This is a genomic window from Paragemmobacter kunshanensis (assembly GCF_011059185.1).
GTDB lineage: Bacteria > Pseudomonadota > Alphaproteobacteria > Rhodobacterales > Rhodobacteraceae > Paragemmobacter > Paragemmobacter kunshanensis.
Map to the genome: position 1 here is coordinate 1 of NZ_JAALFE010000042.1, position 13,500 is coordinate 13,500.

General features: G+C 61.3%; 13 protein-coding genes and 1 pseudogene. 11 read left to right on the forward strand and 3 right to left on the reverse strand.

Going from position 1 to position 13,500, the window contains the following annotated elements; genetic code table 11:
- Positions 1-356, reverse strand: a pseudogene (locus G5V65_RS22185) (hypothetical protein); the annotation flags it as partial.
- A gap of 244 nt (positions 357-600) precedes the next feature.
- On the opposite strand from G5V65_RS22185, the gene G5V65_RS20620 reads away from it, so the two are divergent.
- The 10 genes from G5V65_RS20620 (at position 601) to G5V65_RS20665 (ending at position 9,311) form a co-directional block, all read left to right on the forward strand.
- On the forward strand, positions 601-768 hold the full coding sequence (locus tag G5V65_RS20620; protein ID WP_241250686.1) for a helix-turn-helix domain-containing protein: 168 nt from the start codon (positions 601-603) through the stop codon (positions 766-768).
- Between the two features lie 2 nt (positions 769-770).
- Positions 771-3,806 (forward strand): bifunctional DNA primase/polymerase, encoded by a 3,036-nt coding sequence (locus tag G5V65_RS20625; RefSeq protein ID WP_165054234.1) that lies wholly within the window; start codon positions 771-773, stop codon positions 3,804-3,806.
- Between the two features lie 241 nt (positions 3,807-4,047).
- Positions 4,048-4,908 (forward strand): hypothetical protein, encoded by an 861-nt coding sequence (locus tag G5V65_RS20630; protein WP_165054237.1) that lies wholly within the window; start codon positions 4,048-4,050, stop codon positions 4,906-4,908.
- A gap of 154 nt (positions 4,909-5,062) precedes the next feature.
- On the forward strand, positions 5,063-6,313 hold the full coding sequence (locus tag G5V65_RS20635; RefSeq protein WP_165054239.1) for a site-specific DNA-methyltransferase: 1,251 nt from the start codon (positions 5,063-5,065) through the stop codon (positions 6,311-6,313).
- The gene (locus tag G5V65_RS20640; RefSeq protein WP_165054242.1) at positions 6,310-6,747 is read left to right on the forward strand and encodes a hypothetical protein; all 438 of its coding nucleotides are present in this window, start codon (positions 6,310-6,312) and stop codon (positions 6,745-6,747) included. The genes G5V65_RS20635 and G5V65_RS20640 overlap by 4 nt, the downstream gene beginning before the upstream one ends.
- Positions 6,740-6,967 (forward strand): DUF7220 family protein, encoded by a 228-nt coding sequence (locus tag G5V65_RS20645; protein WP_165054244.1) that lies wholly within the window; start codon positions 6,740-6,742, stop codon positions 6,965-6,967. The genes G5V65_RS20640 and G5V65_RS20645 overlap by 8 nt, the downstream gene beginning before the upstream one ends.
- Positions 6,964-7,548, forward strand: coding sequence for a phage terminase small subunit P27 family (locus tag G5V65_RS20650; protein ID WP_165054247.1), 585 nt, complete (start codon positions 6,964-6,966; stop codon positions 7,546-7,548). Before G5V65_RS20645 ends, G5V65_RS20650 begins: the two co-directional genes overlap by 4 nt.
- A 102-nt stretch (positions 7,549-7,650) precedes the next feature.
- Positions 7,651-8,331 (forward strand): recombinase family protein, encoded by a 681-nt coding sequence (locus G5V65_RS20655; RefSeq protein ID WP_165054250.1) that lies wholly within the window; start codon positions 7,651-7,653, stop codon positions 8,329-8,331.
- 99 nt (positions 8,332-8,430) lie between these two features.
- Complete coding sequence (locus tag G5V65_RS20660) at positions 8,431-8,730, forward strand: SH3 domain-containing protein (protein ID WP_165054253.1); 300 nt, start codon at positions 8,431-8,433, stop codon at positions 8,728-8,730.
- Between the two features lie 191 nt (positions 8,731-8,921).
- Positions 8,922-9,311, forward strand: coding sequence for a hypothetical protein (locus G5V65_RS20665; RefSeq protein WP_165054256.1), 390 nt, complete (start codon positions 8,922-8,924; stop codon positions 9,309-9,311).
- Positions 9,312-9,454: 143 nt separating this feature from the next.
- Here the strand turns inward: G5V65_RS20665 and G5V65_RS22190 are convergent, their stop codons facing one another.
- Positions 9,455-10,738 carry a Hint domain-containing protein gene (locus tag G5V65_RS22190; RefSeq protein ID WP_350339467.1) on the reverse strand — a complete coding sequence of 428 codons (1,284 nt, stop codon included), beginning with the start codon at positions 10,736-10,738 and terminating at the stop codon, positions 9,455-9,457.
- The gene (locus tag G5V65_RS20675; protein WP_165054262.1) at positions 10,630-11,946 is read right to left on the reverse strand and encodes a calcium-binding protein; all 1,317 of its coding nucleotides are present in this window, start codon (positions 11,944-11,946) and stop codon (positions 10,630-10,632) included. Before G5V65_RS20675 ends, G5V65_RS22190 begins: the two co-directional genes overlap by 109 nt.
- A gap of 659 nt (positions 11,947-12,605) precedes the next feature.
- On the opposite strand from G5V65_RS20675, the gene G5V65_RS20680 reads away from it, so the two are divergent.
- Positions 12,606-13,274, forward strand: a complete 669-nt coding sequence (locus G5V65_RS20680; protein ID WP_165054264.1) for a hypothetical protein — start codon at positions 12,606-12,608, stop codon at positions 13,272-13,274.
- The last annotated feature ends 226 nt before the right edge of the window (positions 13,275-13,500 follow it).

Genomic DNA, 13,500 nt, shown 5'->3' on the forward strand with positions numbered 1-13,500 from the left:
TGGTGAGGACCCGCTGAAATTGGCCAGGACAGCGTCAATGCTCGAGAAAAGTGAAAGTGTCCTTCGGGTTTTGTGACCTGAAAGCTGTCCCATGATCTTGCAGCACTTTGTGCTTCCTTCGACCGGCTCAGGATCTGATCGATTTCGCCATCAGTGAACCGGCGAAGTTGGTCGATACAAGAACTCACCAGACTCGAGCGCCGCTCGTCGAACGCCTCGAATACCTTCGGATCATGTGGCCCTATTGTTTCTGTCAATATGGGCACCTTCCACTTAAGTAGCTCACCGAGCTTGGCTCGTAGTAATCTCGATCTCTTTTCGTCGAGGACAGCGTCGGGCGCAATTTCTTCCGTCATTGATCACCTCTGGCGGCTAAATGCCTCCAGTCTGCCGCGACTCAGGCGATTGGCAAAGGTCGAGAAAGGCGAATTGCGCCGTTCGGAAATGCATCAGGCGAGGACGAGTGTCGGTAGATTTCGTGAATTGGCAGTAAATGGCAAAAAATGTCATAATTATCAGACGCTTAGGTAAGTGATATCCTTGGGGCAACCTGATTGGTGACCGCTGAGGTTTCAAATGTCGCAATCTCAACTTGCCTGGTTGACCACCGCCGAACTTGCCGAACGCTGGCGGATGACCACGCGTACGCTCGAGCGCTGGCGGGCCGAACGTTACGGGCCCGCTTGGCACACGATCGGTGGCAAGGTCCTCTATCTGCTGGCTGACGTGCAGGCCTATGAGGGCCGCCACCGGCGCAAGGGCGGCTAGGCATGGCGCGGGACCCTCATAACGGGCCCGCGCAAACCAAACGCAACGGAACCAAGGCTGCCAGCGGCGGCCGCGTCGGCATTGTTCATCCCACTTATGGGGAGGTGGCGCTCAAACTCCTCGATAATGGATACGAACCGTTGCCGCTGGTCCCGGGGACAAAGCGCCCTTGCGTCAAGGCATGGCAGCAGATCTCCATCGGTGAAGCCCAGGTTCGCAGCTGGGTGCGGACGTTCCCGAATGCCGGTGTCGGCCTCAGAACCGGGAACCTGGTTGGCATCGATATCGACGTGCTGGACCCGGATATTGCCCACCAGATGGGGCGGATCGTGGAGGACCGGTTCGGCGCGACGCTGGTGCGTGTGGGGCGCTGGCCGAAGCGGCTCTACATGGTGCAGACTGCTACGCCGTTCCCAAAGCAGAAGATCCGTGGGTTGGAAATCCTGGGGCAAGGGCAGCAGTTCGTTGCTTTTGGGGTCCATCCGGACATTGCAAGACCCTACTACTGGGCCACGGACGAAACACCGCTGGACGTACCCCTGTCCGATCTCCCGTTCGTTGACGAAGCCACCTGCCTTGACCTGCTGACGGAACTGGCGGCGCTTTTGCCGCCAATTGGCGCGGAGCAACGTCGGTCTCGGAAGGGTGGGGTCTCAACCACGGGCACCGGACCCACCCGGAACGCGGATGGCCTGGTGATCGATGGTCGCGATGGCTGGCTGTCCAGCATTGCGTTCCATGCCGTGCATGACGCCGTGGATGCAGGTGGGGCCCTCGACGCTGGTACTTTGGCAGATCGTGTCTGGGATCGGTTTGCCGGATCGACTGTCCTGACGCGGGGGAAACAGAACGGTCGTGCTGCCTATAGTCCGTCCGATGCTTTGACGAAGGTTCAGAACAAGCTCTCGCTGCTGGCAGCGGGTCGGTTGCCGTCAAGAACGTTGCCGGATGCCCGGCCGGTCGAGGTGGCACCCTCTCTGCCGGTGGAGGAAGCGAGACAACTGCTGGCGGACACAATCGGCAAGTTCTGCACTGTGGCCGAGGCTTGGCAGGCCGCCGGTCGGACAGGTTCGGCCCCGCGCGTGGGGATCCGCGCAACCGTCGGCGTTGGAAAATCCGCCGTCTCGCGCGAACAGTTGCTGTCTCTGCAGGGCAGGCTGAAGGAAGCCGGACTTGCGCATCGCCTGCTGGTCTTCGTGCCGTCACTGGCCCTCGCTGACGAGGCCGCCACCGGCTGGGTTTCGGATGGAGTACGCGTCGCCGTCCATCGCGGCTACGAGGCCAGGATGCCCGGCCTTCGGCAGAGCATGTGCCAGGACCTCGACATGGTGCGTCTGGCCATCGCTTCGGGGCAGCCGGTGTTTCCGAATGCCTGCATGCGCCGTGGCGGTGCCCGCTGCCACAACTTCGATCTCTGCGCCAAACAGGACAACCTCCGCAAAATGGAGACGGCGGACATCGTCATCGCGGCCTATGACAATCTGTTCACAGGCCTGTCGATCAACACTGAGTCCGTTGCCTTGATGGTCATCGATGAAGGCTGTTGGGAGCGGGCCATCAAGACCGTCACAGTTGGCGTCGAGGAAATCACCGCGATCGAGGCCCATGATGAGCCACGGATGTCCGATCCTGCCGAAGAAGAGCGCGCATGGGCGGACCTGTTTGGAATGAGAACACTTGCCGCCAATACTGTGCGTGCCAACGGCACCGGTACGTTGTGCCGACAGCAGCTGATTGATGCTGGTCTGACCGCTGAGGCCTGCCGGGAAGCTGCCGCTCTGGAAGTGCGGTTGCGGGTCGATCCGGGGCTTCAACCCGGTTTGGCTCAAGCGGCTCGCCGGAGGGCCAAAGACCTCAGTCAGGATGCCAATCGCTCGCTGCGGCGCGAGAGACTGTTCCTGGCCCTCGCTCAGCTGTTGGAAGGCGACGTTGATCGGAACGGCCAGATCCGGGTTCTTCCACCCGATCCGGTGACCAAGGCCGTCAGAGTTAAGGTCACGGGCTTGCACGCGATCGACGAGAGCCTCGCGCATTTGCCCATTCTGCATCTCGACGCCACTCTGCGGCCAGAACTCGTGGAAACCGTTCTGCCGGGGCTGACGGTCACCGAGATTTCGGCGGCGATGCCAAACATGCATCTCACGGCCGTGCAGGGCAGTTTCGGCAAGTCGACACTGGTCGAAGATCCCAAAGTAAGCCCTGATGAAAACCGCCGCCGCCGCAATCGTCTGCAGGAATGCGTCGATCACGTCCGCTGGGAAGCAGCGCGGGTTTCGCCGGGACGGGTGCTGGTCGTCACCTACAAGGACGTCGAGCCCGCCTTTGTGGGCGTTCCCGGCGTCGTGACCGGCCACTTCAAAGCAATTGCAGGTCTGGATATGTTCAAAGACGTGGCCCTGCTGATCGTGATAGGCAGGCCACTGCCGGGTGAAGATGACATCGCCAACCTGACCAGCGCCTATCTCGGCCGCTTGCCGGACGGTGGATACCACAGGGTTCGGCGCGGTGTTCTGATGCGTAACGGTTCGCGGCGCGCCGTGTCGGCGATCGAACATGAGGATCCGGGCGCGGACCTCCTGCGTTCAGCGGTCTGCATGGACGAGGTCGTCCAGGCAATCGGGCGAGGCCGCGGCGTGAACCGCACGGCGGTCAATCCCCTCGAGGTCCAGGTGCTGGCCGATGAAGCCTTGCCACTGGTCCATGATCGCGTGGTGGCGTGGGACTCACTGGTTCCGGACATCTTCCAGAGAATGCTGCTCGCAGGTTGCGCCGTCGACAGCCCGGCCGATGCCGCGGCTCTGCATCCTGGGCTGTTCCAGAATATCGAGCAGGCCAAGAAGGCGCTCCAGCGGGGGGTATTTGGGGGACATTTCCCTATAAGTAATCTCTATAGGGATTTGTCCCTTAAATCGGCGCGATACCGGCGGCAGGGACGGGGACGGTCGTGGCAGCAGGTTTGGTGGATCGACGGATGTGAGGAAAAGGCCAGATCGGAAGCTGTGCTAGGCACGGTTGCGCACTGGGAACCGGTCGACTGAGGACCACTGTACGTGGCAAGCCGAGCGACAAAGAAACCTTGATCTACAGGCTTTGTCTGCCAACACTAGGGTCAAACGGAATCTGCCATGATCGGTTCGTCTAGGCTGTAGCGTTTGATTTCAGTTCACCTTGGTCGGAACATGTGCCGACACGAAGGGCTCATGGCCTTCACAGGTATGCCGCACTTAGTCGGATTGATTGTTTCAGTTGGTGGGATCTGCAAGAGCAGTTGGGGATTGGATGATGGAATTCTCAAAGCACATCAAGCGGGCGCTCATCGCAGCTTCACTCGTGGCGATGAACGCGCCCGCACTGGCTGACCCGAAGTTTGACTACCTTCCAGAACAACAGGCAATTGCCATGCAGAACGCGCTTGAAACGGGAGCGCGTCTCACGCCCTATGACAAGCAGTTTCTGTTCTGGACGGCGCTGAACCTGGTCAATCCAAACTGCGGGATTGTTGGAACTGGTGAAGCTAAGGAGCTAGAATTCTTGCTCACGGAAGCCGCTTCCAGCTCGCTGCTAACGGACCCGTTCTTATCCGTTCAGGCACAGGCCGACTTCTTCTCGCACTCGATGTCCATGGAAAAATCGCCATGCAATTCCGAAGACGGAAAGAACTTGCTTGGCGAAATCGTCATAGTCCTGACCGAGGACAACAAGGGTTCTCGCGTTGATTTCGGAGAAAAGCTGGAAGACCTGGGAATTTTGCCAGAATCCGACGAGGGGGGTGGAGGACAAATCGCGCCTCAGACTGGCTCGCTATACAAGTCGGAAAGCCTGCGCTTCGGACGATACAATGTCGATCTGATGTGTATTTCCGGAGCAACGGACGGAACAGAGATAATTTGCAATAAGGTCAATGATCTGTACAAGCTGAACACGCTCCGTACGCTCAGGTGTGTTTATGGACCCTTTTCGTCGGATGGAACGGGCTTCGAGACTTACGAGTTCTGGCACGAAATCCTCCCAGAGGACCTAGAGGCATACCGGATTGAGGGACGCCCGCATCCGTTTCACCGATTGGGTTCTGCCGCTGTCGACGCATGCCCAGACACAAACGACGCGGCTATAGCATTCCACAAGAAGCATCCGCTGTAGATCGCGAAGCAGCGCCGACTCCTGTCTGCTGTCGCCCAATGTCGGCTGAGTTCTGAAAATGTCATTCTTATCAGCATATTAGCGCTCTGATATACTCCCCCACATCCCGCGCAGAGACGCCGCAGGTTTGCGGGGCGGGGGGATGGAGTGCGAAATGGACGGCAGCGGCAACCTGGCGATTGACTACAGGGCGGTGGAGGCACTGGTACCTTATGCCCGGAATGCACGGACGCATTCGGAGGCGCAGGTTGCGCGGCTGGCGGGCTCGATCCGGGAATACGGCTTCACGAACCCTGTGCTGGTGGATGGCGAGAACGGCATCATCGCGGGCCACGGCCGGGTGATGGCAGCGCGTCAGCTGGGCTTGACGCAGGTGCCGGTGATCGAACTGGCGCATCTCACGGAGGCGCAGAAGCGGGCCTACATCCTGGCCGATAACCGGCTGGCGGAGGAGGCGGGCTGGGACAGAGACCTGCTCGCCATCGAGGTGGCCGATCTGGCGGCCTTGGGCGTCGATCTGGACGGGATCGGCTTTGATGCGCGGGAGGTGGATGCGTTGTTGCGCCGGGGCGACGCCGATCCGGAAGAAGACCGCATTCCCGAGGTGCCCGCAGTACCAGTCTCGCGGCCGGGAGACCTTTGGCAGCTGGGCCCCCACCGGCTGCTCTGCGGCGATGCGACCAAGGCGGCTGATGTCGCGCGCCTGTTGGGTGGGGTGCGACCGCACCTGATGGTGACCGATCCGCCCTACGGCGTGGCCTACGATCCCGATTGGCGTAATCGTGTCGGGCTGTCGGACACGAAGCGCACCGGCAAGGTCATGAATGACCACCGGGCCGATTGGCGGGAAGCCTGGGCGCTGTTCCCGGGGGATGTGGCCTATGTCTGGCATGGCGCGCTGCATGCCACGACCGTGGCCGAGAGCCTGATGGCCTGCGGCTTCGAGATGCGCGCACAGATCGTCTGGGCCAAGGAACGGCTTGTCCTCAGCCGGGGCGACTACCACTGGCAGCACGAGCCTTGCTGGTATGCGGTGCGGAAGAAGAGCAAGGGCCACTGGAGTGGCGATCGCAGCCAGACAACGCTTTGGGCGATCGGCAGCCGGGATCAGGATGCCGCCACGATCCACGGCACGCAGAAACCTGTCGAGTGCATGCGCCGCCCGATCCTGAACAACTCCTCTGCCGGGCAGGCCATCTACGAGCCCTTCTCCGGATCCGGGACGACGCTGATCGCGGCAGAGGCCACCGGCAGGTCCTGCCTCGCGATGGAGCTGGACCCGGCCTATGTGGATGTGGCCGTGCTGCGCTGGCAGGCGTTTACTGGCGAGGTGGCGGTGCTGGAAGGGGAGGGACGTCCCTTTGCCGAGATTGCAACGCAGCGGGCCCCGGAGGAGGCCGCATGACCGGACGTCCCGCCATCGTGCTGACCGATCCCCAGCGGGCCGAGGTGGAGACCCTCGCGGCCGTGCTGACCGCGGCGCAGATTGCGGACTTCCTCGGGATTGGACGGACGACCTTCTTCAACCTCATCGACCGGGATCCCGATCTTTGTGAACGGTACAAAAGGGGCAAGGCGCGCGCCGTTGGCGCTGTAGCCCAGAGCCTCGTGACCAAGGCCCGGGCTGGCAATGTCACGGCCATGATCTTCTATCTCAAGACGCAAGGCGGCTGGCGCGAGACCGTGGAGATCGACAGCCGCACGACGCTCGTCGATGCGCAAGGCAAGGGAGAGGCCTTCTCGCGTCTCACGGCCTATCTCGACCAGATTGCCGAACGCACGGCGATGCCCGGCAACATCATTGACCACGCCCCCCACGAGGAGGCCGATCATGCGTGAAGGCCAATCCCGCCGCGCCTCGGCGATGGAAGCCCTCACGGGCACCGTCCTCGGCTTCCTCTTGGCGATCTGGGTGCAGCGGCTTCTCTTCCCGGCCCTTGGCCATGATCTGGCGCTGGCCGAGAACGCGCTGGTCGCGGCCGTGTTCACGATCCTGTCGCTGACCCGCAGCTACGCGCTGCGCCGCCTCTTCAATGCCATTGGGGAGCGCTGGTCATGAGAGGTCCGGCCCCCAAACCTACTGCCTGGCGGCGCGCGGAAGGCAATCGCGGCAAGCGGGCCTGGAACCATGACGAGCCGATCCCTCCTGAGGGGATACCGGACTGCCCGCCGCATCTGAACGAGGCCGGGCGGGAGGAATGGTACCGGCTGGTGGATGCGCTGGTGGAGATGCGCGTGGTCACCATCGTGGATCGGGCGGTGCTCGCGGCCTATTGCCAGGCCTACGGCCGCTGGGTGGAGGCGGAAGAGAAGCTGAAGGAGACCCCGGTGCTGATCCGCACGCCCTCGGGCTATGTCCAGCAATCGCCCTGGCTCACCATCTCCAACCGGCAGATGGAGCTGATGGGGCGTTACATGGCAGAACTCGGTCTGACGCCAGCCTCGCGGTCCCGCATCGTGGCCTTGCGGAATGGACCCATGAACGGTGAGCCGGTTCCGAAGGTGGAGTTCGTGGTGATCTACGAGGACAAGGAGGGTCGGAAGATGGAGAAGCCGCTGTCTGGTGATGGCCCGGCGATCCCGCATGAACCTTCCGATGATCCCGATCAGAAGCGCTACCTGATTGATGGCAGGCTCTAGGGGAAACCCATACAGATCAGGATCTTACCTCTACGAGCTCACCGCGTACGATGGTACAGAACTGCGCAACGAACGTTAGGCAGTTGTGTACAGGAGGCGGGAATGGCGGCAGGGCAGCGGCTGGTGGCATATGAGCGGGTCTCGACCGCGCGGCAGGGGCAGTCAGGGCTGGGGCTGGAGGCGCAGCGGCGGCAGATCGCGGAGTTCGCGGCATCGAGGGGTGCGGAGGTGCTGGCCCGGTTCACGGAGGTGGAAAGCGGGCGAAAGGCGGACCGGCCAGAACTGGCGAAGGCGCTGCACCATGCCAAGGTCACCGGGGCAACCCTCGTCATCGCCAAGCTTGACCGGTTGAGCAGGAACGCGGCCTTTCTGCTCGCCCTGCGAGACAGCGGGGTGAAGTTCGTGGCCGTCGACATGCCGGAGGCGAACGACCTGACCGTGGGCATCATGGCACTCGTCGCCGAGGCCGAACGTGAGGCGATCTCGCGGCGGACCAAGGAGGCGCTGGCATCTGCAAAGGCGCGTGGGGTGAAGCTGGGCAATCCGAATGGTGCCGCGGCGCTCAAACGGGCCGGGAAGGGTGGGGCGGCGCTGAGGGCGACCGTCGCGGCGAATGCGGATCAGTTCGCGCGGGATCTGGCGCCGGTGATCGCGGATATTCGGGCAGCAGGACACACCACGCTGCGGGCGGTGGCGGCGGAGTTGACCGCGCGCGGGATCAGGACGCGGCGGGGTGGGCAGTGGGGCGTGGGTAATGTGAAGGGGTTGCTCCAGCGGTCCTAGATGGGCTTGTCATTACGAACGCATCCTCGGCTTTCCCCCATCATTTGCAATGCTCGGCCCAGTGATGCACAACGCAGCTGAGATAGATTGAGACCAACCATGACCCGCTTCCTGTTCACGACCCTGATCGCGCTCAACTTCTTGGCAGGCTGTGTGGGAGGAGCTGGCGATCGGGTCGTGGTCCAACGTGCCGGACCTGATGACCTGCTCAAGCTGCGGGCAGGGCCAGGACTTGGTTTCAAGGTGATCGTCGGTCTGCCCGATGGGACGGAATTGGTCCGTCGCGACTGCGTCACAGAGGTTGGCCAGCTCTGGTGCCGGGTCTCGTTGGTAAGTGCCCCCGGCCTGACGGGTTACGTTTCCGCAGACTATTTGGCGGCTCGCCAGGGCAAGTTCTGACAGTCAAGACCGGCCCCAGCGCAGATCGAGGCAAGCCGGGGCGGGCAGAGGGGCGTGGTCGATGCGGAGGGGCTGGTGGCAAGGGCCCAACCACCGGGGTGAACTTGGCGATAGCCCGCCGATCAACCGGCGCGTGACTGGAACCGGTGGCAAGATCGTGCGTTATAGTGAGCTTCCAGAAGGAGACTACCATGCGCGCATCTCAATCGCTGCTCGCGAGCCTAATCGTGCTGTGTGTCGCGACCCCAACCTTTGCAGATGGAAAGAGGGGAAAACCCGATCGGCACTCCGGCGGTCACGCTTCCATCTGGAACTGTCCGCCGGGACTGGCGAAGAAGAATCCGCCATGTGTGCCGCCCGGTCAGGCGAAGAAGCATGCGATGAACTACGGTTACCGTGTCGGCGATGACCTGCGCATAGACGACTTCATTCGCATCCGCGATCCTTGGACCTATGGATTGGATACCGGATCAGGATGGGAATACTATCGGGATGATCGTCATATCTTCCTCATCGACCCAGGGACACGACGCATCCTTGCGGTCATTGAGTTGATCGAGGCCTTCGACTTGCTGCCCTGAACAATCATGACTTGAAGATCGGTCGACATTCTGGCGAAGAGAGACGCCGTCGCCGAATATGTAAACGAGCGAGATGGCACCGATGCGATTGTCATCCCCTGGGGGCCAAAATCCCGTAGCCCTTGGGCGGACGTTCCAAGACGTCAGTTGCATGCTTTCCACAAGAGGCGGGCAGGTCCGGATCGGGGTGCCGCGAAGGGAGGACAGGTCATTCCTTCCTGTGCCCGTCGTCCAACAAGGGGATGCGCCCGTTCGCCATAGAGCAGCGCTGCGGTCGCCTCCGTTCCCGCAACCGAAAGGCCCGATCCTGCCATGATCGCTGCCACCACCTCCAACCGAGACGGCCAGTCCAGCATTTCCAGCGCCAGCCGTCCGGGATAGAAGCTCTCGGTTGCAGCGCCTGACGCATTCATTACACCGTGCCGCTCCAGCAACACGTGATGATAGGAGACACGCCGCGCCCCGCGCGCCACACGGGCCCCGCCAAATCCGCTTTCCGCCAGATGCCGCGCCCGCACCACAACAGCCTGCCCTTCGGCATCCCGCATCCGCACGGCATGTTGCGGCGACAGTCGTATGGCCTGCGTATTGCCGATCGCCCCCATCGGGAAATGCACAGGCTTCCAATCCGGCCTCTTGTCCAGATCCTCGCCTGTCAGGACGCGCTTTCCTGCCCAGATGATGCGCTGCGGACCTTCCTCAGTGATAACGCGTTGCCCCAGAACCAACTGTTCGACCGGGTACCAGCCTTCGGCCGTCAAGATGGGTGTCCCTTCGACATAGCAGGGAATGCCCATCGCATAGAGCCCTGCCTTACCCGTCGCCTGCTGGACTGTGACGCCTTCGAGGATCACCCGCTCACCACCCGGGAAGGTCAGAACGGCATGACCGCTGCCATCTCCTGTCGTGTCAGAGATCGCGACGTCCTGCCAGTTGACCGGATCGCCCTGCGCGTTCACCAACTCCGACACATCCAGACGATCGACGGTACGCCCATCCACAATCGTCATGTTGAAGTCGAGCACGCGGTCCGATCCACCGCCAATGGTCAGTTCAATGACATCCGCGCCATCACCACCCAGCAGCAGGTCATCCCCAGCGCCGCCCCTCAGCGTGTCATTGCCGCTCCCACCAATCAGCGAGTCATTGCCCGCACCGCCGTCGAGGAAGTCGTTGCCGTCTTCGCCTTCCAGCCGATCATTCCCCGCGCCGCCAATGAGCGTGTCATTCCCGCCGCCGGTATAGATCGTGTCATTCCCGTCGCCGCCATCGACATAGTCGTTGAAAGCCCCGGCCTGCCATCCTGCCACATCATCGATCAGGTCATCCCCGGTCCCGCCATAGACCGTGTCGCCGCCCGTTCCGAAATAGAGCGTATCATTCCCTTCGCCGCCATCGACCATATCCGCCCCGGCCCCTGACGAGATGCTGTCCGCCCCCGTTCCGCCGTGATGATGTTGGCGCCAGACCCGCCGATGATGGTATCTGCCGCTCCCTGACCAAAGATCGTCTGGCCATCCGTATCCGCGCTGGCGTTGATCGTGTCGTTGTATTCCGTCCCCCCGACGATCTCCGCGCCTGAAAAGCTGCCGCTGGCCATGCCACCGGAATAGGCATAGGTCGCCGCATCGTTCCCGGTGAAGGTGACGCTTACCCCGTTCGTGCTGGCGTAGTTCGAGAACCAAACGGCATCCTGATCTCCAGTCCCCTCGCCCAGATCATAGGTGTCAGTATTGTGGTCATCGGTAATCGAGGCGGTATCGTTCCCCGCGCCGCCGAAGACCGTATCCGCCCCGGCTCCGCCCGACAGGTTGTCGTCTCCGTCGTCGCCGTAAAGCAGGTCGTTGCCGGCCCCGCCGATAATGACGTCGTTGCCGGTTCCCCCGCGCATCGTGTCATTGCCGTCATCATTGCTCCAACTACCGATGGTGTCATTGCCATCACCACCGTCGATGGAATCCGCTCCAGACCCACCGAAAACGCTGTCATGGCCGGTGCCTGCAATGATCGTGTCGTTGCCGCCCCCGGCATTGACGGTGTCATTCCCCGCGCCCGCGAGGATGGAGTCGTTGCCGTCCGAAACCCTGTCGCCCTGCGCATCGGTGTAGCCGACATTCATCGTGTCCGCGTTCGCCGTGCCATCGACCAGTGACACGAAATCCCCGGCGACGCGGTCAGCCCCCAGATCTCCCGAGTTCGTTGCCACACTGTTCAGAGCCAACGACATGATGGGCTTGGAGGTCAGCGCCGTCTGGTCGGAATTACTCGTCAGTTCCGGCGCGAGATAGGTGTTGCCATTCGTATCCTGGAACACCACGGCGGTAATCGTCGCGGTTGTGCCATCGGCATAGGTGATCGTTGCGTTGTAAGTGGCTACGGCATCGAAATACTGCGCCGATCCGCCGTTGATGCGGAAGGAGTCATAAAGGAACAACAGATTGTTCGTGTCATAGGCAGTGTTGTCGTCAAGGCTGAGGCTGTTGGACGAGAGCGTGCGGACCTGTCCGCTCAGGGGGGCCGTGCTGGTGCCATAAGTGCCGAGAATAGCCGACGCGTTCTCGGCGAGTTCGTTACCTTCCAGGATGTCGATCTTGGACAAATTGCCAAGGAAGATGACCTCGTACGTCGTTGCCATGATCGATCTTCCTTCATTCCTTGGTCATGCAGAAAGATCGCGTGCGACCTTCTCTGCCAGCCCCACGCCGGAAAGACAAAGGCACGCCAATCGCGCCACCGCTGCTTTCGCAAGGGACTATCGACTATTAACGTCGGGAAATCGGGCGAGTTTAGCCCAAATCTCCCAATGCCTGTCCCTATCAGCGGCTCGGCTTTGGTATTCGGTGGAGGCGCTGTTAGGAGGCAAGGCGCTGACCTCCATACGACCACACTCCGCTTGCCAACCCTAAGCATCACACCTCTGACGCGGTGCTTGCGTTACGGATCGTCCACGGAAACCCCAACAGCGAGCGCCCTCGAAATGCCGATGGTCTGATCCTCGGTGAACCTACGGCGCATCATCTTTGGGCTTCTCGATGGGCGCAGAGGCTACTTCAGAATGCCTCAGGCAGAGTGGCCTGCTGCTGGTTTTGTGGACACTATGAAAGGATTGCGGCCAAGTCCCAATCATGTTGGCGACATAATGGGAGGTTGCGAGCGGACCTTGCGGCGAGAAATATGCTTGCGCAGAGGGCGTGTTCGGCCGACCTTTCTGTCCGATGCCAGCCTGCTCGGCGAAAGTCAGAGATCATTCGGAGAAACTCGGTGAATAAGAGTCTGGAGCCAACTGATTTTTCCATGCTGGACACCCGTCAGATCATCAATCTCTGCCGCCAGCGTTCCAACAGGATCGGCAGGTTTGTCCCGTCACGCGAGGAGGCGGGCGACAGTTGGCCCAGCCTCATGGAAGAGGCTTGCGTCAAGCATCGCGACGAGATCCTGTCCAGGGTCAGCGCCGAGTTGAACGACATCTTCCTCGCGATCGAACCGGCGATCGAACGGGTCAATCCTACGTCCTTGGCGGACATTGGCTGCGGTCAGGCCTTCATCGACCTCCTGATCTACCGGAGATTTGGCTGCGACCTTGTCTTGATCGATATCGAAGAGTCCGAGGACATTCATTTTGGCTTTGCCAAGACCGGAGCAGGCTACGCCAGCCTTGATGCCGCCCGCCAGTTTCTTGTGGCAAATGGTGTACCCGATCAGGCGATCACGACGATCAACCCCAAGCGGGAGCCCAAAGCGGACCTGCCACCGGTCGACATGGCCATAAGCCTGCTGTCCTGCGGGTTTCATTATCCCGCTGATACGTACGAAGCGTATTTCAGCACCCAGGTGCGCAAAGCGATCCTGCTCGATTGCCGCCGCGGCAAGGGTGGGGATCAGACCCTTGCGCACCACGGGGAGGTTTCGATCGTACATTCCGGCCGGAAGCATGACTGCCTGCTGTGCCTGAAGCAGGCGTAGCCATACCGACAGTTGCTGTTGGTTTCCGTCTTGAACTGAGCCGTCGATGCAAAAATTGCCACTGAGAAATGAGCCTAATGAGCCTATTGTACGTCCTCTTTGTGCGGATAGGAAAAGGGCAACGGGTTGATCGACAGGGGGGGTATCGAGGGCATTTTGGCCGACAGGAATACAGCCAGGTCGGGCGTGATATCGCTGTCAAAATCCTCGATCGTGCCGATCCTGA

Bases quoted from the DNA above. Each gene is read 5' to 3' on its own strand.
- G5V65_RS20635 (WP_165054239.1), top strand. From the start codon at position 5,063: ATGGACGGCAGCGGCAACCTGGCGATTGACTACAGGGCGGTGGAGGCA.
- G5V65_RS20680 (WP_165054264.1), top strand. From the start codon at position 12,606: ATGCTGGACACCCGTCAGATCATCAATCTCTGCCGCCAGCGTTCCAAC.
- G5V65_RS20630 (WP_165054237.1), top strand. From the start codon at position 4,048: ATGATGGAATTCTCAAAGCACATCAAGCGGGCGCTCATCGCAGCTTCA.
- G5V65_RS20625 (WP_165054234.1), top strand. From the start codon at position 771: ATGGCGCGGGACCCTCATAACGGGCCCGCGCAAACCAAACGCAACGGA.
- G5V65_RS20665 (WP_165054256.1), top strand. From the start codon at position 8,922: ATGCGCGCATCTCAATCGCTGCTCGCGAGCCTAATCGTGCTGTGTGTC.
- G5V65_RS20655 (WP_165054250.1), top strand. From the start codon at position 7,651: ATGGCGGCAGGGCAGCGGCTGGTGGCATATGAGCGGGTCTCGACCGCG.
- G5V65_RS20650 (WP_165054247.1), top strand. From the start codon at position 6,964: ATGAGAGGTCCGGCCCCCAAACCTACTGCCTGGCGGCGCGCGGAAGGC.
- G5V65_RS20660 (WP_165054253.1), top strand. From the start codon at position 8,431: ATGACCCGCTTCCTGTTCACGACCCTGATCGCGCTCAACTTCTTGGCA.
- G5V65_RS20645 (WP_165054244.1), top strand. From the start codon at position 6,740: ATGCGTGAAGGCCAATCCCGCCGCGCCTCGGCGATGGAAGCCCTCACG.
- G5V65_RS20640 (WP_165054242.1), top strand. From the start codon at position 6,310: ATGACCGGACGTCCCGCCATCGTGCTGACCGATCCCCAGCGGGCCGAG.
- G5V65_RS20675 (WP_165054262.1), bottom strand. From the start codon at position 11,946: ATGGCAACGACGTACGAGGTCATCTTCCTTGGCAATTTGTCCAAGATC.